The organism is Aerococcaceae bacterium DSM 111021 (assembly GCA_020112395.1).
Classification (GTDB): Bacteria; Bacillota; Bacilli; order Lactobacillales; family Aerococcaceae; genus Ruoffia.
In genome coordinates, this window is sequence record JACCEK010000001.1 from 735,013 (window position 1) to 760,189 (window position 25,177).

Consider the following 25,177-nt stretch of genomic DNA (forward strand, 5'->3'; position numbering starts at 1 on the left):
AAAAAAAGTTTCCTACTTTTTGATAAAATAAATTAAATTTTATAATACTTTCAAAAAAAACACCCGTTGAATTTGTAAGTTAATGACAACTTTGGTTAGAGTCAATTATTACTTCAACGGATGATTTTTTATTTTTTAATCACTTCTTCAGTATCTAAGTCAAAGAAGTGACCTTTATTCATATTAAAAGCTAATTCTACTTGTTCTCCTACTCCATGAGTATCACGTGCATCAACACGTGCTACAAATGTTGTTTCTCCCACTTTTGAATGGAGCATTGTCTCAGATCCCATTAATTCAGAGACAATAACCTCTGCATTAACTCGAGCATTTGCATGTAAGTCTAAAGCCACTTGCTCGGCATTAATGTCTTCTGGACGAATACCGAAGACAACCTCTTTACCTTCATATCCTTTTTCGTCGAGCAGACGGCGTGCGGGTTCGTACACTGCTACGTCAATCGCTTTTCCATCAGTAATGCGTCCATTTGAATACGTTACATTAAAGAAGTTCATTGCTGGAGAACCCATGAATCCAGCCACAAACATATTAACTGGGTGATCATATACCTCTCTAGGTGAACCAATTTGTTGAATAATCCCTCTATCCATAATGACAATTCGTGTAGCTAATGTCATTGCTTCCGTCTGATCATGTGTCACATAAATTGTCGTTGTTTTTAAAGAATTATGTAACCTTGCGATTTCCGTACGCATCTGAACACGTAATTTTGCATCCAAGTTAGATAAAGGCTCATCCATTAAGAATACTTTTGCGTCACGTACAATCGCTCGCCCAAGCGCAACACGTTGTCTTTGACCACCTGACAAAGCAGCTGGCTTACGTTCTAGAAATTCTGTTAAACCTAATGTTTCAGCAGCTGATTCTACACGTTTCTTTATTTCATCTTTCGAATACTTACGTAATTTTAAACCATAAGCCATATTATCATATACAGTCATATGTGGATAAAGTGCATAATTTTGAAATACCATTGCGATATTTCTATCTTTTGGTTCAACATCGTTCATCACTTCATCATCAATAACAAGCTCACCTTTTGATATATCTTCAAGTCCTGCTATCATTCTTAGTGTAGTCGATTTACCACATCCTGAAGGACCAACAAATACGATAAACTCTCTATCATCAATCTCTAAATTAAAATCAGAAACTGAGTAAGTATCATTACCTGGGTATTGTTTGTGAATATTATTTAAATTTATTTTAACCATTATAGTATAGCTCCTTTACTTTTTGGTAGTAGCAATCAATTAATTATTATGTTGTTTAATCATCACATAATTATCGTTAAAATGTGTCTTCCAATAAATCCATATTAACATGAGTACGAATAATAGTCCTTGTGTTGTCAACATCATTATTGGATTCCCACTGATTAAGCCAATAAACATTGCTATCAATGTCGGTAAGCCAAGACTATTTAAAACGATTGTTAAAGCTTCATTGAATGATTTAATATCGAACAAGTCATTTTTTTTCATTAATGATAGAAAGAAACTTGATCCTAATACTAATAATATCAAACTTGTTGTAATTAGAACATTTAATTGAATATAATTTGTTAATACAATTGATGTACGATTACTCCAGAACCATTGTTGTGACATAAGTTCTTTCAAACTCAATACATCATCTATTTCATTCATTAATACATCACCTGTATAAGGTTGATAAAAGAGAGAGTCATCCTCGCCCAGAATATATTGATCTGGAGTATAGATAATACCTCCTCGTTCATGCAAGTGTTTTTCAGCTTCTTCTTGCGTCGGAGCCGATGCAATAATGAGTTCATTATTTTCTTTGATGATTTTTTCTTCAGTAATAATCAATTTTGATTCATTGTTATCAAGACTGTTTAATTCTTGCACAACAGATTCATCGATAAAATTCATTGCTTTTGGCACATAGTTTGTTAAGTCTGCACTTGTCGTTCTCCCCAATTGTAATGATAAAGGAATCATCATTAAAGAATTGAGTAGAATAATAACAATGACTTTTTGCCAATGCTTTAAGTAATTTCTATGTGTGAAACTCTTGACTGCCGAAAATGCAGTTATAAAATAATTAATTGGAAATACTTGTGCCATATAAAAACCTTCCTTATCTAACCTTTTGTACCACCACTAGTCAATCCTGATACAAAATTCTTTTGTAACATAAAGAATAGAATTGATATAGGTACTGCAATTAAGATTGCTCCTGCAGCAAATAGTGATACACTCTGATTTCTTGGGTCATTAATAAATGTTTGTAATCCTACCGCTACTGTATACGAATCTTGACTACGTAATAAGAATCTAGCTAACATAAAGTCCCCAAAAGGTCCCATGAACGCCCACAATGCTTGCACTGCAATCATTGGTCTTACTAATGGAGTAACAATCTCCCAGAATGTTCTGATATGTCCTGCTCCATCAATTTTCGCTGATTCATCCAAATCATAAGGCACAGTATCGAAATATCCTTTCATTAAATAAGTATTCATAGGAATACCTCCACCAATATAAAGGAAAGATAAGAACCAAAATTCATTAATAGCATTCAATAAGAAAGCCATAACGAAAAAGGCAGTTAACGCTGCAGTTGTTGGAACCATTTGTATAATTAAAAACATCACTAAACTATTTTTTCGTCCCATAAAACGATAACGACTATATGCATAACCTGCTAAAGTAACTATAGTTACTTGAGCTACCATTGTCGTAGTCGCTATGATTAATGTGTTACCATACCATCTCCCATACATTGTCTCTTCGAATAGTCTTCTAAAATTATCAAGTGTCCATTCACTTGATAAGTCCAAACTAAAGGAAGTAACATTTCCAGACTGAAATGCTGAACTTGCTGTAACTAGTAATGGATAAATGATAATTATTGACAACACTATCATAAATAGATACGTAAAGAATTGGCCGATTAAACGTTTTGTTTTCGCTGAACCTTTCTTTTTCATAATTATTCATCCTCCATATTGAAAGCATTTGTTCGTTTGAATACGATAAGGGATACTCCAATAACAATAAACGAGACAATGATTGTTAATGCTGCAGCCAGTGAATATTGTGGTGAATTATTGGTTGTCAATTTGAATATCCAAGAAATTAAAATATCTGTCTGACCTGCTCCACCACCAGCACTACCGGGTCCACCATCATTAAATAGATAAATCATTGTGAAGTTGTTAAAGTTTCCAGTATATTGTGTAATGAATACCGGCGCTGCAACTGCCAGTACTGTCGGCATTGTAATATCTCTGAATCGTCTAATGGCTCCTGCTCCATCAATTTTTGCTGCTTCATACAAATCTGCAGGAATGGCTTGTAAAATACTCGTTGTCATTACATAGATATAAGGGAAGCCGAGCCAACCTTGAATCATTATAATCGCGACTTTTGTCCAATATGGATCAGTTTTCCAAGCAATACGACCAATATCTACAAACGGAATAAAGTTATTTAAAAACGGAATAACTTGTGTGTTCATTGCACCGATTGAATCATTAAACATATTCGAGAATGACATAATTGTTATAAACGCAGGCACAGCCCACGGTAATAAGAAAACAACTCCGAAAATCCGTTTACCTTTAATAAACGGTTGATTCGCAATAACGGCTGTAAATACACCTAAAACAATTTGTAAAGTTGTAGCACATAATGTCCAAATAATTGTCCAAGAGAATACCGACGTAAATGCATCACGGAAAGTACTCAATGTAAAAATATTAAGAAAATTTTGTAATCCAACCCAGTTTAGAAGTTTCGCTGGTGGCATATTCATAATACTATAATCCATAAATGCCATGAAAACTGTAACAAGCACTGGGAAAATAATTGCAAAAATCATTGCCAGATAAGCTGGTACGATTAATAGATACGGGAAACCATTTTTATATACATTATTGAAAAGTTCACTGAAAGTCTTATTTACATGAATTCCAGTATTCCAATGTGACGCCACTTTTTTAGCATCATAAATATTATATGCATAAAAGAATAGAAATATGACTGTGACCAATACTTGTAATGTCCCTCGGATCATCATAAATAATGAGTGATCTTCCATTGGTGTAACTCCAAGAGAAATTAAATCTTGAATGGCTTGGATACCAAATACATTTAACTCGTATACGAATAAAATAGCTACTAATAAAAAGAATATACCTTTAATAACTTGTCGATTATATAATTGCCCTACACCTGGGATGATCGATAAGGCAGCTGCCAAATTTTCATTACGAATTGACTCTTTTTTCACTTCCATAATAAAGCCTCCTCTAATACTTCCCAAACTAATGATTAAAAAATCTGGCTGGCGTTGGCCAACCAGACATAGTTAGTAATTTAAGTATTAATAATTTTGTTGAATAGTTTGCGTGATTAACTCTACCGCATCATTTGCTGATTCTTCTGCAGATTTTGTTCCTGAAGCTGCGTCAAACATTAAACTTTCAGCTCCAACCCAAACTTCTGCCATTTGAGGAATATTTGGCATTGGAATTGCATTTTCATACACTTCAATTACCGCTGCTGTTAACTCGCTGTCTGATTGTGCTGCAGCTTCACGAGCTACTTGGTTTGCTGGGATTTCTCCTAAGCGTTCGTACATTACTGTTTGTTGTTCTTCGCTTGTTGCCCAGTTTAAGAACTCTTGTGCTAATTCAGTTTTTTCTGTGAATGCTGAAATTGCCCATGCTTTCCCTCCACCGAATGGTTGATACTCTTCACCATTTGGTAATGTTGGAATTTTAGCTGCTGCGTAAGGTACGCCTGAATTATTAAAGTCATTCGCTGACCAAGGTCCAGTAATCACTGCTGCTGTACTTCCATCCATGAATGATTGGTTAATAAAGTCTTGTGCACTTGTTACATCTAACATTCCTTGTGGCCAGGTATTTTGGTACCAATTAGTTGCGTATTCAATTGCTTCGATAGCACCTTCATTATTAAGTCCGATATCTTCAGTATTTGTTCCATCTTCACCAAATACATACCCACCGTAACCTGCTAATAAACCATAAGTCATATAGAAATCAACCCAGTTAGTTAAGAATCCAACGTTACGTCCTTCTTCACCTTCGAATGCGAAGCGCTCATCTTGTCCAATGGCTTCTAATTCTTCGAATGTCGTAGGAGCCTCATCTAGTAATTCAGTATTATAGAACATAACTAAAGTTTCAATAACAGTTGGTGCTCCGTATATTTGACCATCCATTGTTACTTGTTGCATATCTGTCTCATTGTATCCTGCTTCTTCATTTAAAGTAACAGGTTGAATTAAACCTTGCATACCAAGTGATCCGATTCTGTCATATGGTGCGATTACTACGTCCGCTCCTGTTCCTGCTGGTCCATCTAATGCTAAGCCGTCTAAAACTTCAAACATGTCAGTATCCCATACTTCAACTGTTACACCATGTTCAGCTTCGAACTCTTCGATATTTTCAATAACATAGTCATAATGACCTGCTGCTGAAATAATTAAAGTCTCTTCTTGAGCTAATGCCTCTTGTGCTGGTAGTAACACACTTGCAGCTACTGATGCCCCAAGGATAGCAGTTGTCGCGCCAGTAACAATTTTTTTCCAATCAAATTTCATTGATTTTCCTCCTAATTTTACGTTTGTGTAAACGTTTTAATAACTACCATCATAATATCGCAATCGTTTGCATAAATCAAGCCTTTTTTATAAACTATTCATATTTTTTTCATATTTAGTAATTATTTGCAATGAAAACAATAGGTGTATGTGATATATCTATCTTCCCATCTTTTATATTAATTTTTTCATCAGTGATATAATTAGTATACTCACCATCTTGTACAGGTAGATCAATCATACCTTCTGAATCTTTTAAGTTAAAGGCGCCGACAAACGTCTGCTGAGCATTCTTATAGTTTAAAATAATAGTATTAGTCTTATTGTCTGCTTCAAGAGAATATAAGCCATCTAATGGTACATATTCTTTTTTTATTTGCGATAACTTTGCAATAAAGTCGCTTATATTATGGCCGCTTTCCCAATTAATTGTATCTCGATCAAACAAGCTTGGAGTCATCTCTGCCAAGACTTCTTGTCCGTTATACACGAGTGACGAACCTTTTTGCATAAAAGTAAAGGCTGTCCATTGCATCAATTCACTATCTTTTGGTATACGATGTCTAATACGTAGATGATCATGATTTTCTAAGTTTCGCATTTTTACATAATTCCATGGGTAAGTGTAATCTTGTACCTTAAGGCGTTCCACATATGCTTCAAGATCAATATTCCCTTCTAAATATGACTCAAAATGATCGTGTACATCATAATCATAAGTCATGTCGAATGCTTGATAAATCTCGCTATCACTCAAAGCTACCATATCGCGTGATCTTAATTCACGAATAAATTCAGGATGCACTGATTCAGATAACCAAATTACTTCTGGATTCACTTCTTCAACTTCTTTACGTGCTCTAAGCCAAAACTCTATGGGCACTAAAGGAGCTACATCGCATCTAAATCCATCTACTCCCCGCTTAACCCATTGTTTTAGTGTCTCAATCTGATAATCCCACAGATCAGGATGTTTATAATCTAAATCGACAATATCACTCCAATCACCTACTCGGTTTCCAAAATTTCCCTCTGCAGTTTTATAAAACCAGTCAGGATGTTCATTCGTTAGAATTGAATCAGGTGATGTATGGTTATACACTATATCTATCATCACTTTCATCCCACGATTGTGTATCTCCTCTATTAATGTTTCGAATTCTTCTATTGTTCCATAATTTGGATCAACACTTCGGTAATCCTTAATTGCATATGGAGACCCATCTGCACCTTTACGATTTACTTCGCCAATCGGATACATAGGTAAAAACCAGACAATGTCTGTCCCTAATTCTTTAAGTCTATCTAATTCTGGTATAACTGCATTAAATGTTCCCTCTTCAGTAAAATTACGGACGAAAACACTATATATTACAGATTTTCTTAAGTTTACACTCGTTTGCTTTGCCATATAATCTTCCTTTCTTTAAGTAAAACGTTTGCATAAAACATACATAAATAATCCCATTTTGTAAAGTAAAACGCCTACAATCAAATATTGATTTGTCTGTTTTTTACTGACTTAAATGGGATTATCTTGTATTAATTTTATTGTTACTTTAAATCTTCAAGTGCATGTTCTTTTATTGATTCAGCTAATTCAATTGTTTGTCGTTCACTTTCTTTTGAACTTAAATTCAACTTTTCAGTAATGATTGCTTGGACTGGTTCTACTAAAGCAGCCATCTCATCCGTTCTAAAAAGCATATAGTTAGTACGACGTAAGAAAAAGTCTTCACTCGTTAATATACCTTCTTCATAAATAGCATATAATAAACTTATCGCATCTTTCTCCGGCAATGATAATCTTGATGAATAATCCTTTGCTTGGTCTAAATATTTCAATACTCTTTCAACATTTGACCCATAAAGATTAGCTAGATACTCTGCATCTTCAGAATTAAGCCCTACTTCTTCATACTGCTTTGCAAAGCTTGTTATCGATTCTTCTACTTTGGATTTATCAAAATGACCTCCCGATACTTGATAAGTTTCAGAATTAATTAAACTAAAGGTTTGATTTGTCTTTTGCTTTAATTCATCTATAATAACTTTCATTGCCCCTTCAGCCATTTTACGGTAGTCAGTTATCTTCCCACCAGCTAAGGTCAATAATCCAGAGTCACTCATAGATAAATCACTTCCACGAGAGACAGCTGATGGATCATTACCAGATTCAGAATTATCACGATTAGCCTCTTTGATACCTTTTTCTACTTCAGCTCTTGGGACTCTACCTTCATTATATTCTGTAAATAATAAAGCTAAATCCTCAAAACTTTCGTTAGAAAGAGAACCATTGTGCCCACCATTATAGTCTGAACCACTATTTCCCGAGATAAGTGGACGAAGTCCTGCCCAACTTGCTTCTATATCTTCAATTCTAATATCCGCCTTGGGAAAACGACGATTAACTATCTCAAGTAAGTATTCAACATCATGTAAGCTTACTTGAGGATGCTTTAAGTCCCCATCATAATCTGTGTCTGTAGTACCAAAGTACGTTTTAGTTTCCCTTGGTAATACGAATACCATACGTTTATCTCCTTCACCACTATCAAAGTATACTGGTGAGTTAACTGGTAATTTCTTGGCATCAACAACTAAATGAACCCCTTTTGTAGGACGCATTTGTGGTTTTGAATCCACTTCTGTATCTAACTCTCTGATTGTATCACTCCATGGTCCTGTAGCATTTATCACAACATGACTATTCACTTCAAAAGTATCATTAGTAAATTTATCTTCGACTATAACAGAACGAATCTTTTGATTATCATCGTATTCAAATCCTGTTACTTTTACTCGACTTACTACCGCAGCCCCATCTTCACTAGCTTGTTTTATATTTTCGATGACTAATCTCGCATCATTATTACGATAATCTAAGTAAAAGCCACCACCTATTAAATTCTCTTGCGCTAAATTGGGCTGTTTTTCTAATACTTCTTCTTTAGACAAGAGCTTATTAGCATAATCTGTTTCTTCAACACCAGCGAGTCGATCATATAAATCCATCGCAACTTTAAGCTCTAAACGAGTAAAAGAGGCACCTGGTTCATCGTATAAAGGCAGTAGCATTGGATCAGGTTTTGGTATATGTGGTGCAATACCTTGTACAACCGCACGTTCCTGAACTGTCTCCGATACAACTTCTACATCGAATTGCTTCAAGTAACGTAAGCCACCGTGAACTAGTTTAGTTGAGCGACTACTCGTTCCTTCAGAAAAGTCTTGCATCTCAAGTAACGCCGTCTTCAAACCACTCGCAGCCGCTTGCAAAGCAAGTCCAGCTCCCGTAATACCGCCACCAATGATAACTAAATCAAACGTATCCGACTGTAATTGTTTTATTACTTCAGATCTTGAGCGATATGATAGAACTGTCACTATTTTTCTCCTCCTTGGCTCTTTTTAGCGTAATAGATTGTTGCGTCTACTGCATTTTCCCAGCCAGTGTATAATGAGTTACGTTTTTCGTCATCCATTTCTGGTTCGAATGTCTCTCCAACTTCAATCAAACGTTTTAATTCTTCTTGGTCTTTCCAATACCCAACCGCTAAACCAGCTAAGTATGCTGCACCTAATGCAGTTGTTTCTAATAATTTTGCACGAACTACTTTTACATTTGCGATATCTGCTTGGAATTGCATTAAGTATTTATTCATTGCAGCTCCACCATCAACACGTAATTCTTCAATCTCTAACCCAGTATCTTTATTCATCGTATCTAAAACATCACGAGATTGATAAGCGATAGATTGTAATGTTGCTTTAACTAAGTCCTCTTTTGTTGTGCCGCGAGTTAAGCCATACACTGAACCACGTGCATCTGAGTCCCAATGCGGAGCACCTAACCCAGTAAATGCAGGCACTAGATAAACTTCATCTTCACTTTCTGAGCTATAAGCCATTGCTTCAGTTTCTGGTGACTCTTTAAATAATTCTAGTCCATCACGTAGCCATTGAATAGCTGCTCCTGTTACGAAGATTGAGCCTTCTAAAGCATAATGAATCTTACCGTCAATAGCATAACCAATTGTCGTCAAAAGATTATTCTCAGATGACTTTGCTTCTTCACCCGTATTCATAATCATGAATGAACCTGTTCCATATGTATTCTTAACCATTCCTGGCTCAAATGCCATTTGACCAAATAATGCCGCTTGTTGGTCTCCTGCCATACCTGCTATTGGAACTTCCTGCCCATAAAAGTGATACGTTTTAGTATGTCCATATACTTCTGAGTTTGATTTAACTTCTGGTAGCATTGAGGCTGGAATATTCAATAATTCTAGAATTTCTTCGTCCCATTTTAATTCATGGATATTAAATAACATTGTTCGAGCAGCATTTGAATAATCTGTTACGTGAACATCTCCACCAGTTAAGTTATAGACTAACCATGAATCAATTGTTCCAAATAATAATTCCCCATTTTCAGCGCGTTCTTGAGCTCCTTCAACTTCATCTAAAATCCAGCGAACTTTTGTAGCTGAGAAATATGCATCAATAATTAGCCCTGTCTTTGATTGGAAAAAATCCGTATGTCCATCTTTAATTAATTGGTTCGCTATTGGAGCCGTTTGGCGAGATTGCCATACAATCGCATTATAAATTGGTTTCCCAGTCTCTTTATCCCAGACTACGGTTGTTTCACGTTGGTTCGTAATACCAATCGCTTCAATATCTTCGGGTTGTAGTTCACTTTCAATAATTGCTTTCGAAATAACACCTTGTACGTTATTCCAAATCTTACTGGCATTATGTTCTACCCATCCACTTTGAGGATAAATTTGTTCGAATTCCTCTTGACCGCTTCCGATAATTTCACCTTTTTTATTTACTATAATTGCACGAGAACTCGTTGTACCTTGATCAATTGACATAATATATTTTTCTGCCATTAATATTCTCTCCTTTTATATATAGACATCAGCGAGTACCAAAAAAATTAAATCCCTGCTAAAACTAAGTTATAAATTAAACCACCAATAACACCACCAACAATTGGTCCTAAAACTGGAATCCATGAATAACCCCAATCTGCCGTTCCTTTATTCTTCATTGGTAAGAATTGATAGACAATACGTGGTCCTAAGTCACGGGCTGGGTTAATAGCATAACCTGTTGTCCCACCTAGTGACAGTCCAATTGAAGCAACGATCGCACCAACTACAAATGGTCCAAATCCTGACGACAAATTATTAGGTCCCATAGCCATGACTCCAATAACTAATACTGCCGTACCTACAACCTCACCTAAGAAGTTAGATGGAGTATCACGTACAGCTGGTGCAGTTGAGAATGCTGCTAATTTTGTAGCTGGATCTTGTGTCATATCCCAATGTGGTAAATATTGTAACCATACTACAACTTGTGCTAACATCGCTCCAATCATCTGTGCAATAATATACATAAATGCAGTTCCCCATGATACTTGTCCTAGAACCGCAAAAGCGATAGATACTGCTGGGTTTAAATGAGCTGGACTATAAAACCCTGAAACCAAAACCCCAAGTGTAACTGCAAGACCCCAACCAAGTGTGATCATAATCCAACCAGTATTTTCGCCTTTAGTACCTTTTAATACGTTACCGGCAACAACACCATTACCTAATAATACAAGTATAAATGTCCCTAATAATTCCCCTATAAAATCCATAACCTTTACCTCCATTTTTTATTTATTAATTTTTAATTCATCTAATTGTGATTCTATGGCTTCAATACTTGCTTCGGCTTGTAATAAAGCTCCCGCTGTATAAGCTCCCTCGACAACTGGTACAGAATAAACTTTTATGTCTTTATCAGACATCTCTATTGCCATCTCAAGATTCATCTTTGCACTACCTAAATCAAAAAATGCGAGTAGTTTATCTTTTGGATTCTTTTCAATCATCTCAAACGCAGCATCAAAAGACGTTCCAATCCCTCCGTCTTCATCTCCTCCTGCATGAGTAATGCTTACATCTTTGGCTACTTCATCTAATAAGTTATGAACCCCTTGAGCGATATCTTTTGAATGTGATATTATGACAATTCCATATTCTGACATTACTTTATCCCTCCTGCTTCAATAAATGCTTCAAATAATAATCCTGAAGAATATGCACCGGGATCAATATGCCCAATTGAACGATCACCGACGTAAGAAGCTCGTCCTTTTGTCGCCTTCATGTCTTTTGTACTATTGACACCATCTTGAATAACCTGTGAATTTAAATCCCCCTCTTGAGCCGCTTTAGCTACTGGGGCCCACGTATCAATCATTGTTTTTTCACCTTCAGTGGCTTTACCACGTTTCTTTATTGCCTCCAATCCATCATTTAGTGCCTCACCTAGATCAGCATCATTTTGAACAGCCTTAGCAATTCCTAATATCGCTGAGCCATATAATGGTCCAGCCGACCCTCCTACTTTGCTAATAAGATTTTTCGCAACAACTTTTAAAGCATCAGCCGCTGTTTCTGGCTTATCGTTCTCTAGTGCTTCTGTTACAGCCTTCATCCCACGAGACATATTATTCCCATGATCTGCGTCTCCGATTGGTGTATCTAATTCTGTTAATTTCACTTTCTCTTCTTGGATCTTTTCATTAAACAAGTCCATCCATTTTAATACTACTTCTAATTCCATTTATGAACCTCTCCTATTTCCAGGCAATTGTCTTAGCAGGTGTATTTAAAGCTTCTAACCATTGATTATCTTCTAGTTTAATTAATGTTAAAGATAAACCTTGCATCTCTAATGATGTCATGTTATCCCCAACTTTTTTATAAACTACATCTAACTTACTATCTTCTAACAGTTGGCGAACATCATTTATAAAGACATATTGTTCCATTAGAGGTGTTCCACCCATACCATTAACAAACACACCATATTTTTCATTTTCTTTCGCTTCAAATGATTCTAATAGTTTAGACACTAACTCTTGCGCTAATCCTTTAGATGGTTTTAACTTTTCAGATCGATATCCCGGCTCTCCATGAATACCTACACCATACTCTATTTCGTCATCTGCCAGATTAAAACTTGGCTTCCCACCCTCAGGTGTTGTCGCACCCGTTAACGCTAATCCAATTGTATGAATATTTGGAACTAAAGTATCAGCAATTTTTTTAATTTCCGCTAACGTTTTTCCTTGCGATGCATAGTAGCCAATAATTTTATGCACCAAAACAGTACCCGCTACACCACGTTTTCCTTGTGTGTACAACGAGTCTTCCACACCTATATCATCATCTACAATAATCGTCTCAACTTCGATGTCATCCATCTCAGCCAATTCTTGCGCCATTTCAAAGTTCATGACATCTCCCGAGTAATTTTTGATTACTAAGAAGACTCCCACACCTTCATCTGCTGCTTTTATCGCTTCTACAATTTGATCTGGTGCAGGTGATGTAAATACCGGTCCACTCACTGCAGCAGATAACATACCCTCTCCTACAAAACCAGCGTGTGATGGTTCATGACCAGCTCCACCTCCAGATATAACAGCAACTTTATTGTTTTTTTCAGATTTACGGACAATTACATCAAACCCATCTAATCTTTCTACAATATCGTTGTGCGCATACGCTAAACCATCTAACATTTCGTCAACAATTTGACTAGGATCATTCATAATTTTCTTCATGAAATGGCACTCTCCTCTATATTATAATAACTTAATAATACTTGATGAAATCGCTTTAATCAATTAATACACTTGCATTTACATATTAAATATATTTATAACTAGTGTTAAAAACTTGCCTTTATAACTTATCCCGAATTGTATATTTATTCAGTAATCAAATGCATGTATAGTTAAAATAATTTGAAACAAAAAAACACGAATTTTTCTCATTGAAATTCGTGTTTTTTATACAAATTATATTCATTGATAATGTAGCCAATATAAACATCAATAGACTTAACTTTGTTTTACATCTGACGTAACGACGATTGAAGCGTAGTCTTACTTTATCTATTTTCTAAAGTAATTAAGTCTTGTTTTTCTACATTCATGATATATTTCAACTTAATCGATTGTTTTTGTTGTAACTACAGTCTTTTAACTTAAAAGTGTAAATAGAATACCGACAATATAAACAAAATTAGTCATTGAATCCTTAGTTCTTTCCGGTCTTCTGAGAATCCATTAACTTCAAGTCGATCAAGTTGCCGACAATAGCAACTCCTACCTGCAAACATCTTCAACTCATCACCACTAGAAGTCCATTTACAAGATACCATTGGAGTTAACTCAGATTCAGTTAGAGTTACCGCTATAATATCATCAGATAACATAAAGAATGAAGCTTTATCAATCCAACAATCAAAATCCTCTTCTGTCATTACATTATGACCAGCAATCACTGCATCATAGTTGCCTGTTACATATAATTACTCTGCTAACTTTTGATTTTTTTATTTCTTTACGCATCGCTTTCATCGACCCAGAAGCTACTCCAAAGACAGGTTCATTAACTCCATTCGACATATACATCTTCTTCACTCTATCGTTACCTAGGATTTCTATCGCCTACATTACTTCTCGATAATTCATTTACATCTCATTTTAGCTGTACTTTTCTCTTTAAAAATAACATAATATATGAAAAAATAACCAAAAAAAAAGACAGCCTAGTACTAGGCTGTCAAAATATCTATTTATTTAAAATTAGATTTTGTTGATGTTAGTTGCTTGTTCTCCACGTTGTCCTTCTTCAATATCAAAAGAAACTTTTTGTCCTTCTTCTAATGTTTTGAATCCGTCACCTTGGATAGCTGAGAAATGTGCAAAAACATCTCCACCGTTGTCGCGTTCGATGAACCCGAACCCTTTATCTGCGTTAAACCATTTAACTGTACCTGTATTCATACTAATTTCCTCCATTATGTGCTTATGCACGTTGTATTTGCAATATATCGTTTCAAAAAATAAATGGATTTAATCTGTAAAGAATAGAAAGCCAATTAATTTGTTAACTAATACCACAAGACATAGTATAGCATGAGTTTTTGGGTATGTAAAGCTTTTTAACAAAATAGTTTTAACTTTTTGTAATTCAGTTTCTAAGCTGTGTTTCTGAATGAAATAAGTGAAAACGCTTAACAAAAGACTTGAACAGGGATATAATATATTTATATAGGAATGTTCTAATGTTTTACGTTTCTTTATGTCAGCAATATTATTTAAATAAAATTTGAAAGGTTGGTAATTATGGGAACTATTAGGAATCACTCGACTGAAACTATTCGCAAAAGTAACCCGCACTTCTCTTCTTTAAAGACAACTGTTGAAACTGCCTTTTATTCAAATAATACACGAGAAATTACTTCTGTCAAAGAAGCGTATGAATTGGCTAAAAATGCACCGCAAACAATTGTATTAGATGCTACCGTTAAACATGCTGAGGAATTAGAATTACCGCAAGACGCTCAAGTTCTACTTGTAAATGATGGAGCTACGGTAGGTAGAACAGCCCAAGCCCGTCGAGTCGTAGGCTTAGATGCAAAGGAAGATAAAGAACTCTTCCCCATTGTTCGCGAGGCGATCTATGACGCTAGTTTGAGACCCTTTATCAAAACAACGGGTATTGTTGGTTTAGATGAAGTCTTTATGGTTAGAGCGCATATTACGATGCCAGAAAAAGAATGTAACAATATGTATTCTTGGTTAATGAACTTCCAAATTTATAATGATACATATGCAAGTCGTTACCAAGATTCAAAAGAATATGATGAAAACGATATCTATATCTTCTATGATCCGGATTGGACTCACCCTGATTACCCACTTGGATTATCTTATATTGACGCAAATCAGAATGTTGCCTGTATCTTAGGTATGAACTACTTTGGTGAAATAAAAAAAGGAACTCTAACGCTTGCCTGGGCAACAGCGCATCGAAATAATTATGTTGCTTGTCATGGTGGTTTAAAGAAATTTAAGTCAAAAGAAATCGAAAATCACGTCGCTTCATTCTTCGGTCTTTCTGGTTCGGGTAAATCTACTTTAACTCATGCTAAACATGGCGACAAATACGAAATTGAAGTACTTCACGACGATGCATTTATTATTAATACTGAGGACGGTTCATCAGTAGCTTTAGAGCCATCATACTTTGATAAAACGAATGACTACCCTGCTGGACATGTGGAACAAGATTATTTTGTCACTGTTCAAAACGTAGGGGTTACATTAAATAAAAATAATGAACGCGTTCTTGTAACAGAAGATATACGAAATGGTAATGGACGTACAGTGAAGTCTAGATATTCGACACCTAACCGTGTTGATAAGATTGAAGATCCAATTAACGCTATTTATTGGATTATGAAAGATGACTCATTACCACCTTTAGTTAAAATAACGGATCCACTACTTGCATCAACATTTGGTTGTACTTTAGCTACAAAACGAACAAGTGCTGAGAATACAACAGATAGTTTAGACCAATTAGTTATTGAACCTTACGCAAATCCATTCCGGGCATATCCATTAGTAGAAGATTTTGACAAATTTAAGTCATTATTCGAAGACGGCGTAGATGCTTATATCATCAATACTGGTGAATTTCTTGGTGAAAAAGTAACACCCGAAGACTCGCTCGGAGTTATTGAAGCAATTGTTGAAGGTAAAGCAGAGTTTGAAAACTTTGGACCAATCAAAAGTTTCGAGTTCCTTCCATTAGATAAGTTCCCTGTTCCATTCGATGATTCTGAATATACAAAATTATTAAAAGACAGAATGCAAGTTCGATTAGACTACATTCAAAATTACAACAAAGAAAATCCCGAAGATAGCTTACCTGAAGAAATTACTCAAGCACTAAAAGAGTTAGTTGATTCATTAGGCTAGGATTTGAATCCCCCATTGTCATTAAATGGCAATGGGGATTTTTTTGTTAACGGGACTTGTCATCTAGTGACAAGGGAAATTGGATGGTTAACGGGACGGGTCATTTGGTGACAAGGGAAATTAAACGGTTAACGGGACAGGTCATGAGGCGACAAGGGAAATTAAACGGTTAACGGGACAGGTCATTTGGTGACAAGGGAAATTAGATTGCTCATCGCTCTTTTTCACTCATCAAGCACACCTTAGTTTTTATATTTTGTTAATATTTATGAATTATTTAAGAAGTATAAGAAAATTGTAAGAGTTTTCATCTTTATCCATTGACATTATCCTGTATTATAGTTAACATAAATGTAACGGTTATGTAATATTTACGTAACAATACAACTTGAGAAAAGGAGCAATAGAAATGGAATTACAAAGAAAAATTTTAACAACGTCAATGAGTGCATTGGCGGTAGTAGCAGTACTAGGCGTTGCCCCATTGAATGTTCAGGCTCAACAAACAACTCATACCGTTGAAGCTGGGGAGTATTTATATAATATTGCTCCTCAATACGATGTGACAGTAGATGAATTGATTGAATGGAATAATTTATCATCAAATGATTTACAAATTGGAGATCAATTAATTGTTCAATCTCCTAATGAGGAAGCGATTGAAGAAGAAACTTCTTCAGAAATCACTGACGAAACGACAAATAAAGAAACTGATAATATAGTAGATGAAACACAAACGGTGCAACCTACTTCGGAAAATGGTCATTATTATGTTGTTAAACCAGGAGATTACCTATATAAAATAGCCAATCGCTTTGGAATGACGACTGAAGATTTAATAGAAGCAAACAATCTTGTAAGTAATAATTTACAGATTGGAGATGTCCTATTCATCCCTTCTGATTCTGCTGAAGATGACGATGAGGATAATGGTAACGAAGAAACGCCGTCTGAAACTTACTACACTGTTCAAGCAGGAGACTATTTATACAAAATCGCACAACAATTTGGAACAACCGTTGAAGCCATTAAAGATGTCAATGGTTTAACTAATAACAATCTACAAATTGGCGATGTCTTACTTATCCCTGGCGGTTCTGAAGAAGACGATGACGACGAAGAAACTCCATCTGAAACGTACTACACTGTTCAAGCGGGAGACTACTTATACAAAATCGCACAACAATTCGGAACAACTGTTGAAGCTATTAAAGATGCAAATGATTTAACTAACAACAATCTACAAATTGGCGATGTCTTACTTATCCCTGACGGTTCTGAAGAAGACGATGATGGCGACGAAGAAACGCCGTCTGAAACTTACTATACTGTTCAAGCGGGAGACTACTTATACAAAATCGCACAACAATTCAGAACGACTGTAGAAGCTATTAAAGAAGCCAATGGTTTAACTAATAACAATCTACAAATTGGCGATGTCTTACTTATCCCTGTCGGTTCTGAAGAAGACGATAGTGACGACGAAGAAACGCCGTCTGAAACTTACTACACTGTTCAAGCAGGAGATTACTTATACAAAATCGCACAACAATTTGGAACAACCGTTGAAGCCATTAAAGAAGCAAACGATTTAACTAACAACAACTTACAAATTGGCGATGTCTTACTTATCCCTGACGGAACTGACGACGAAGAAACGCCGTCTGAAACTTACTATACTGTTCAAGCAGGAGACTACTTATACAAAATCGCACAGCAATTCGAAACAACTGTAGAAGCCATTAAAGATGCCAATGATTTAACTAACAACAACTTACAAATTGGCGATGTCTTACTTATCCCTGACGGATCTGAAGAGGACGATGACGACGAAGAAACACCCTCTGAAACTTACTATACTGTTCAAGCGGGCGATTACTTATATAAAATTGCACAACAATTTGGAACAACCGTTGAAGCCATTAAAGATGCCAATGATTTAACTAATAATAACTTACAAATTGGCGATGTCTTACTTATCCCTGACGGATCTGAGGAAGTCCCGGAAACACCTGAATTTGTTGCACCCGAACCTGGTGACTTAGCTTACATGTCTGGGATGACTTTAGTAGAAAAATATTTCCCAACAGTTAACAGTGCGGTAACTTATGCTGAAGAGAATTTTGATTATAATGAACACGTAAATTATTATGTGAACTACTTTAAAGGAAGTTTTGTTCTATACTTCCAACCTAAATAATTTATAGCAATGAAATACTCCCTCACGGGAGTATTTTTTATTTAATTATAATATTATACATTCATTATAATACTAAAAAATGAATTCAAAAAATTATACGTAAGTTCTGAAATTTAGATACGCATGAACTAAAGTTAACAAAACAGCTATAATAAGCCACTTTTGGGATTTATATCGAATTCGAGTTAAATATTTTGACTTGTCATCCAAATATTGATACGTTTGATTCAAGTGGTAAAAAAATAAATATTTTATATCATAGGAGTTTTAATATATGTCTCAATTTACAGATTTAGTTAAACAACGTCGTACAGTATACGGTCTTGGAAACAACATAGATTTAACAAAAGAGGAAATTGTTAGTCGCATTCGTGAAGTAGCAAGAGAAATTCCGTCTGCAAGTAACAGCCAAACAACTCGTCTAGTTGTATTATTTGGTGAAGATAACGTTAAATTCTGGGACCATATCTTAGATGTTCAAAAAGATGTTATGCAAGGTGCTATGTGGGATATGTTCTCAGGAGTTATGGAAGGTGCTAAAGGCGCAGTGGGTACAATCTTATTCTTCGAAGACCATGATGCAGTTAAAGAAGGATTAGGTGAAGGGGTTCGTGCTGAAACATATAAGCATCATAATGATGCGAATATGCAATTCTCAATGTGGTTAGCCTTAGCTGAATTAAACTTAGGAGCTAGCTTACAGCATATGAATATTGGCTTTGAACAAGGCTTTGATAAATCAGTTAAAGAACTGTTTGACTTACCTGCTTCATACGAAATGGTTGCTCAAATGCCATTTGGTTCGATTGAAGGTACACCAGGCGAAAAAGAATATATTGATGACGAAGTACGCGTGACTGTAATCGGTGAATAATTAACCAAATTAAAAGGCGATTTCCCATTTTGGGAGATCGCCTTTTTGCTTAACTCAATTCATACATTGCATTTTCTAGTGCTTCAATATCAAGTTTTTTCATATTTAACATTGCTTGTGTGACACGCTTCTGCTCTTCTTCAGAACCATTTTTCATCAGTTCATATAGCCTCACGGGCATTATTTGCCAATGGACACCAAATTTGTCTTTCAACCAGCCACACTGTTCGAAAGCTGAATCATGCGATAGTTTATCCCAGTAATAATCGACTTCCGCTTGTGAACCGCATAAAATCATTAATGAATAAGCTTCATTGAAATTAAAGTTGCCTCCCATTCCATGATCCATCAGAACTAGCTTTTGCTTATTAATATTCAATTCACTAAAATTCACTTTTGCGCGGTTATCCTCAGCTTCATCTTCATTATAATAAGATACCGCTTCGATTTCTGATTGGTTAAAAACTTCATGATAATAATTTAAAGCATCTTCTGCCTTACCACAGCTCTCACCACTAAATAATAAATTTAACTTGAGCTTATGATCAGTAGCATTTCTTTCATCTACTATAATTTGCCATGTCACTCCGAACTTATCTTGAACCCAGGCATAACGTTCACTAAATGGATAACTATCTAATGGCATTAGATCAACGCCATCGACGGATAACTTTGCATATAAATCATCTACTTCTTTAGCTGTTGCCATTGAAACCATGATTGATATTGATGAGTTAAAGTCAGCTCGCTTACCTCCATTAAATGCTTCAAATGATAAATTTTCCAATTCAAACGCAATAACCTCAGAATCACCGATAGGTGTATCTTTAAATGTTTCTTTTCGAGTGATTTTTGAATTTTCAAATATCGATGTATAAAAATTGACTGCCTCTTCTGCTTCCTTATCAAACCATAGAGCTGAAATTAATTGTCTCATAGCAATACGCTCCTTTAAAATTGACAAAGTAACTTTCTGTTTAAAGTGTATAATGAATGAATGGTGATGTCGAGTGATAGCCCTTATATCAAATTGTTCAAAATAATACAAAAAAAGGCTCCTTTGAATCAGAATATTACTGATTCAAAGGAGCCTTTTTATAAACTTAATAACTTATTGTACTTCGCCAATTGGTAATACGACTTTTCCATATGTTTCATTAATTACCTGTGCCATCGCTGCATAAATTGCAGTAAATCCACAAATAATTCCTTCATATCCTGCAATTGTTAATATTAAAGTCGATCCAGTAAAGTTACCAATTGCCAATAAGAAGAATAAAAGTGTCAATGTTCCAAAAACTACTTGTAAGGCTTTTGAAATGCGTAAAGTAGCGATGAACATAAACAATGTGAAGAAGCCCCACATAAATAAAAATGCCGCCATTGAAAGTGAATTAGCCGCTTCTCCATATCCCATTTCTGGAAGGATATTCAGCGCTGCTAATGCCATCCAAAAGAATCCGTATGAAGTGAATGCTGTCGTTCCGAACGTATTATTTTTCTTGAATTCCATAATACCCGCAACAACTTGTGCCATACCACCGTAAAAAATTCCCATAGCTAAGATCGTTGAATCTAGTGGAAAGAATCCTGCATTATGAATATTCAACAGTATTGTTGTCATACCAAAGCCCATTAACCCTAAAGGTGCTGGGTTTGCAGTAATCTCACTAAATAAAACATTTTTTTCTTTTTCCAATTCCATATCTCCAGTACAATATAATATTTTACACACTGCCTCTTATTGTACCTATTATACTGGGGTTTAGCAATGTTTATTAAGTTTTATTTAAATAAATGAGTCTTATTCAACGGTTACACTTTTAGCAAGGTTACGTGGTTTATCCACATCTAGACCGCGTCCTAAGGCTGTATAATAAGCAATCATTTGTGTTACAACCACCATAGCTAGTGGTGCCAACAACTCGTTCAAGTTAGAGACAATGAATTGATCATTTTCTCTAGATAAAGCATGTGTTGAAATAACCATCGTATTCGCTCCACGAGCTTTTACTTCTTCGATATTACCACGCGTATGAGCTGAAGTTAATTCGCCACTAATCAAAGCGATGACTGGTGTTCCTTCTTCGATTAAAGCAATCGTTCCATGTTTTAATTCTCCTGAGGCAAAAGCTTCCGTTTGGATATAAGAAATTTCCTTTAACTTTAATGCCGCTTCCATTGCTACATAATAATCTGCAGTACGACCAATATAGAAGGCATTACGTGTGTCCATTAAGTTTGAATCAACCCAAGCTTTGATATCATCGCGCTCTGATAGGATTGATTCCATAGCTGAAGCTGCTAGTCCAATTTCTTTTGCCATATCAAACGTTGCTTCTTCAGCTTTTAATGACCGCAGCGCATCCGCTAAAATTGCCATAACTGCAATTTGAGCTGTATAAGCTTTTGTTGAAGCGACCGCAATTTCAGGACCAGCATGAAGTAATAAAGTATGACTGGCTTCACGTGATAGTGTTGATCCTTTAACATTTGTAATCGTTAATGATGAATGACCTAATTCATTCACTTTAACCAAAGCTTGGCGACTATCTGCAGTCTCACCACTTTGAGTTAAGAAGATAAAGAACGGTTTTTCACTTAATAAGGGAATATCATAAGCAAATTCACTGGCTAAATGCACTTCTGTTGGTACTTTAGCTATTTTTTCCATAATGGCTTTACTTGCCCAACCTGCATTATAACTTGTCCCTGCAGCGATGACATACACACGGTCACTATTTAATAGGTCGTCTGTTAAATCTGTATCAATTTCGAACTGATGTTGATCATTTTGATATTCTTGAACCAAACGACGCAATACCGCAGGCTGTTCATCGATTTCTTTAATCATATAGAAAGGATAGGCTCCTTTTTCTAAATCATTGGCATCTAATTCTGCAATATATGACTCACGATCAACAACATTTCCATCAACGTCTTCGATAACTACTTTATCTTGAGTAATTGTGATCATTTCATTATCTTTGATTTCGATATACTCATTTGTATGTTCAATGGCTGCCATCGCATCAGAGACGATGACATTGAAGCCATCACCTTTACCAATCAATAAAGGACTTTTATTTTTAGCAGCATAAAGAACGTTTGGATCTAATTGATCTACTAAACCAAAAGCATACGATCCTTTGATCACTGATAGAGCTTTTTTAAAGGCTTCTTTCGTTGATAATTTTTCCGCTTCTACAAAATATTCAATTAAAGCAACTGCCACTTCAGTATCTGTATCAGAAGATAATTCAACACCTTGTAAATATTCTTCCTTAATCTCTTTATAATTCTCAATAACACCGTTATGAACAAGAACAAATCGTTGGTTGGCTGAGCGATGTGGATGAGCGTTATAAGTTGCTGCCGGTCCATGAGTAGCCCAACGTGTATGTCCAATTCCAACTACAGATTGTAAATCAAAGTTGACTTCGCTTTTTAATTTCGCAATGCGACCTTCTTCTTTAAATAGATACCCATTAGCTTCTTTATCAACAACAAAAATTCCTGCTGAATCATATCCACGGTATTCTAATTTTTCTAAACCACCAATTAAAACTTCTTGTACGTTACCTTCTCCAATAAATCCTACAATTCCACACATTGATTTATTTCCTCTTTTCACCTAGTTATTTTGCTTTTAGGTGTATAAGTTAATCTCTGTACCAATATTTACACAATGGTTTTAATTAACTTTAAAGATTACACTGCCTTGAACCATCCGCCGAAATCTCGATAAGTTCAATCCTCGTCACCTTATATTTAAGGCCTGGCGCTATCCTATATATTTATACTCCTTTTATTTATTTTCTAAAAGCTATATTACTTTATCTTATAGAAGACTATTTGTCAAAATGTTTTTTTATTTATTTAAACTCGTAACCTTAACAATATAGTATTACCAACGTTTTTAATCTATTTAATTTCAGTCAATTAAATCTGATGTCTTCCCAAAAAACACCTCGAGAGACTATTGAAGTAACAAGGTTTCTCTTTATATATTTCCATGAAATGTGAGTGGTAACGGTCCTACTCTTCTTTGGTGATATAACAACGGGTTTTGAATATTGGTTGTGATCTGCTTGACGCTTCCAATGATAATCGCATGGTCGCCTGCCACCATCGTTTCAAAGGTATCGCATTCAAAAGTCGCATAGGCTCCTTCAATTATTGGTAAGCCACTTTCTGAAAAATTCCACTCAATCTGAGCGAATCGATTGATATCCTTGCGCGAAAACACATTTACAAGCTCTGATTGATTTCCAGCTAATAAGTGTACGGCAAATTGTTTACTGTGTTTAAATATGTCATAGGATGACGATTTATTACCGATTGACCATAACACTAATAACGGATCTATCGAGAGGGATGTGAATGAGTTAGCAGCAATACCAACAGGAAGTCCTTCATCATTCGCCGTTGTAATAATCACAACGCCTGAGGGGTAATTTGCCATTGCATCTTTAAATAACTGAACTGTCTTATCTTCCAATTTTTATACCGCCCTTTTTATTTGTTAATTCTGATCCAATTTAATCTAACACGGATTAGAATGTTTGTAAACAAAAGCATCCCTCTCTATATTTAGAGAGGGATGCTTTATCAACTATACGGACTGTTTACCTAATAATTGTTGCACTCTATAATCATCTAATTGCGGGAAGTTTTCATAATAGGCGCTTACTGAGCCTAAAAATACTTCCGGAATTTGTACGTAATAAACATTATCAACGACTTTTTCTAAGGCTTCAAATGTGTCATTTGGAATAATTGGAACCGCCACACTAATACTTAATGGTTTCTTAGAGCGAACAGACTCAATTGCCGCAAACATTGTATGCCCTGTCGCAATTCCATCATCGACTAAAATGACGTGTTTATCTGTCAATGTTTGTTTCTCAATCACTTCGCTATAAATCGCTCTACGACGATCAATCTCGCCAGTAATTTGTTTGATCCTCTTCTCAAACCAAGTTGAATTCACTTGAATATCGTCATTCATTAATGGTTCGCCACCTTCTGCCATCGCTCCAATCGCAAATTCTGAATTCATTGGATGACCTATCTTTTTGGCTAAGATGACATCAAAATGAACATTAAATTCATTGGCTATTGTCAGCCCTAATGGCACTCCACCACGTGGCATTGCCAATACAATTGTATTTTTTGGCTCGTCCACCTTTACTTTTTCTGTTAATTGCTTCGCCGCATCTTCTCTATCATTGAATCGCATCATCTTACCCCTTTCTTTAATAGCTTACAAACACTTTTCTCCATAACATCGATTAAAATTCTAATATAGAATTATAACGACTGGTTATTATCTTTATCCACTGTTACATAAAATATATTTATTTATACTTAAAATATACCATAATATCAGAGTATTTCGTAATGATTTTTTCAAAAAACACTTTTATTTACGCTTTTAATTTAATCTCTTTTAAAAACACGAACATTCTATATTAAATTAATAAAGTCGAAGAAAACTATGAGCGTTTATCCATAGTTTAGCTTATTCCTAGATCGAAAAATCGAAAATTGAACAATTGCATAAAAAATCACTACAATCGTTTAGATATTGCTTAACAATTGTAGTAGTTTATATTATTTT

At 35.3% G+C, this 25,177-nt stretch carries 22 protein-coding genes; 3 read left to right on the plus strand and 19 right to left on the minus strand.

The features are described 5' to 3' along the window. Positions 1-128: 128 nt before the first annotated feature. From ugpC to HYQ40_03455, 14 genes are all read right to left on the minus strand, one after another. The gene (gene ugpC / locus HYQ40_03390; GenBank protein MBZ6526806.1) at positions 129-1,235 is read right to left on the minus strand and encodes a sn-glycerol-3-phosphate ABC transporter ATP-binding protein UgpC; all 1,107 of its coding nucleotides are present in this window, start codon (positions 1,233-1,235) and stop codon (positions 129-131) included. A 39-nt stretch (positions 1,236-1,274) separates the two neighbouring features. Further along, positions 1,275-2,111: a hypothetical protein gene (locus HYQ40_03395; GenBank protein MBZ6526807.1), complete on the minus strand. Its 837-nt coding sequence runs from the start codon at positions 2,109-2,111 to the stop codon at positions 1,275-1,277. A gap of 17 nt (positions 2,112-2,128) precedes the next feature. Then, positions 2,129-2,977: a sugar ABC transporter permease gene (locus HYQ40_03400; GenBank protein MBZ6526808.1), complete on the minus strand. Its 849-nt coding sequence runs from the start codon at positions 2,975-2,977 to the stop codon at positions 2,129-2,131. A 2-nt stretch (positions 2,978-2,979) separates the two neighbouring features. Next, on the minus strand, positions 2,980-4,287 hold the full coding sequence (locus tag HYQ40_03405) for a sugar ABC transporter permease (GenBank protein ID MBZ6526809.1): 1,308 nt from the start codon (positions 4,285-4,287) through the stop codon (positions 2,980-2,982). Positions 4,288-4,374: 87 nt separating this feature from the next. Continuing rightward, a complete protein-coding gene (locus HYQ40_03410; protein ID MBZ6526810.1) occupies positions 4,375-5,622 on the minus strand; it encodes an extracellular solute-binding protein in 1,248 nt (415 codons plus the stop codon). Between the two features lie 115 nt (positions 5,623-5,737). Continuing rightward, the gene (locus HYQ40_03415) at positions 5,738-7,033 is read right to left on the minus strand and encodes an alpha-amylase (GenBank protein ID MBZ6526811.1); all 1,296 of its coding nucleotides are present in this window, start codon (positions 7,031-7,033) and stop codon (positions 5,738-5,740) included. 143 nt (positions 7,034-7,176) lie between these two features. Next, entirely contained in the window at positions 7,177-9,012 is a 1,836-nt protein-coding gene (gene glpO / locus HYQ40_03420; protein ID MBZ6526812.1) for a type 1 glycerol-3-phosphate oxidase, read from the minus strand. Continuing rightward, positions 9,012-10,535 carry a glycerol kinase GlpK gene (gene glpK, locus HYQ40_03425; protein ID MBZ6526813.1) on the minus strand — a complete coding sequence of 508 codons (1,524 nt, stop codon included), beginning with the start codon at positions 10,533-10,535 and terminating at the stop codon, positions 9,012-9,014. Before glpK ends, glpO begins: the two co-directional genes overlap by 1 nt. A gap of 41 nt (positions 10,536-10,576) precedes the next feature. Next, on the minus strand, positions 10,577-11,287 hold the full coding sequence (locus HYQ40_03430; GenBank protein ID MBZ6526814.1) for an aquaporin family protein: 711 nt from the start codon (positions 11,285-11,287) through the stop codon (positions 10,577-10,579). A gap of 18 nt (positions 11,288-11,305) precedes the next feature. Further along, complete coding sequence (locus HYQ40_03435) at positions 11,306-11,680, minus strand: PTS-dependent dihydroxyacetone kinase phosphotransferase subunit DhaM (protein MBZ6526815.1); 375 nt, start codon at positions 11,678-11,680, stop codon at positions 11,306-11,308. Next, a complete protein-coding gene (dhaL, locus tag HYQ40_03440) occupies positions 11,680-12,261 on the minus strand; it encodes a dihydroxyacetone kinase subunit L (protein ID MBZ6526816.1) in 582 nt (193 codons plus the stop codon). The genes HYQ40_03435 and dhaL overlap by 1 nt, the downstream gene beginning before the upstream one ends. A 13-nt stretch (positions 12,262-12,274) precedes the next feature. After that, positions 12,275-13,267, minus strand: a complete 993-nt coding sequence (dhaK, locus tag HYQ40_03445; protein MBZ6526817.1) for a dihydroxyacetone kinase subunit DhaK — start codon at positions 13,265-13,267, stop codon at positions 12,275-12,277. A 467-nt stretch (positions 13,268-13,734) separates the two neighbouring features. Continuing rightward, positions 13,735-13,971, minus strand: a complete 237-nt coding sequence (locus tag HYQ40_03450; protein MBZ6526818.1) for a hypothetical protein — start codon at positions 13,969-13,971, stop codon at positions 13,735-13,737. Between the two features lie 325 nt (positions 13,972-14,296). Further along, a complete protein-coding gene (locus HYQ40_03455) occupies positions 14,297-14,497 on the minus strand; it encodes a cold-shock protein (protein ID MBZ6526819.1) in 201 nt (66 codons plus the stop codon). Positions 14,498-14,839: 342 nt separating this feature from the next. Here HYQ40_03455 and HYQ40_03460 point away from each other — a divergent pair, with 342 nt between their 5' ends. The 3 genes from HYQ40_03460 to HYQ40_03470 all read left to right on the plus strand — a co-directional run bounded on the left by HYQ40_03460 (position 14,840) and on the right by HYQ40_03470 (position 19,554). Continuing rightward, positions 14,840-16,480 (plus strand): phosphoenolpyruvate carboxykinase (ATP), encoded by a 1,641-nt coding sequence (locus tag HYQ40_03460; GenBank protein MBZ6526820.1) that lies wholly within the window; start codon positions 14,840-14,842, stop codon positions 16,478-16,480. Positions 16,481-16,889: 409 nt separating this feature from the next. Beyond that, positions 16,890-18,680 (plus strand): LysM peptidoglycan-binding domain-containing protein, encoded by a 1,791-nt coding sequence (locus HYQ40_03465; protein MBZ6526821.1) that lies wholly within the window; start codon positions 16,890-16,892, stop codon positions 18,678-18,680. A 274-nt stretch (positions 18,681-18,954) separates the two neighbouring features. Next, on the plus strand, positions 18,955-19,554 hold the full coding sequence (locus tag HYQ40_03470; protein ID MBZ6526822.1) for a nitroreductase family protein: 600 nt from the start codon (positions 18,955-18,957) through the stop codon (positions 19,552-19,554). A 49-nt stretch (positions 19,555-19,603) separates the two neighbouring features. Here HYQ40_03470 and HYQ40_03475 read toward each other — a convergent pair whose 3' ends face one another. The 5 genes from HYQ40_03475 to HYQ40_03495 form a co-directional block, all read right to left on the minus strand. Then, positions 19,604-20,491 carry a VOC family protein gene (locus HYQ40_03475; GenBank protein ID MBZ6526823.1) on the minus strand — a complete coding sequence of 296 codons (888 nt, stop codon included), beginning with the start codon at positions 20,489-20,491 and terminating at the stop codon, positions 19,604-19,606. A gap of 174 nt (positions 20,492-20,665) precedes the next feature. Beyond that, positions 20,666-21,259: an acetate uptake transporter gene (locus HYQ40_03480; GenBank protein MBZ6526824.1), complete on the minus strand. Its 594-nt coding sequence runs from the start codon at positions 21,257-21,259 to the stop codon at positions 20,666-20,668. A gap of 99 nt (positions 21,260-21,358) precedes the next feature. Continuing rightward, complete coding sequence (gene glmS, locus HYQ40_03485; GenBank protein MBZ6526825.1) at positions 21,359-23,167, minus strand: glutamine--fructose-6-phosphate transaminase (isomerizing); 1,809 nt, start codon at positions 23,165-23,167, stop codon at positions 21,359-21,361. A 390-nt stretch (positions 23,168-23,557) separates the two neighbouring features. Continuing rightward, complete coding sequence (locus HYQ40_03490) at positions 23,558-24,019, minus strand: flavin reductase family protein (protein MBZ6526826.1); 462 nt, start codon at positions 24,017-24,019, stop codon at positions 23,558-23,560. A gap of 150 nt (positions 24,020-24,169) precedes the next feature. Then, positions 24,170-24,799 carry a phosphoribosyl transferase gene (locus HYQ40_03495; protein ID MBZ6526827.1) on the minus strand — a complete coding sequence of 210 codons (630 nt, stop codon included), beginning with the start codon at positions 24,797-24,799 and terminating at the stop codon, positions 24,170-24,172. Positions 24,800-25,177 lie beyond the last annotated feature (378 nt).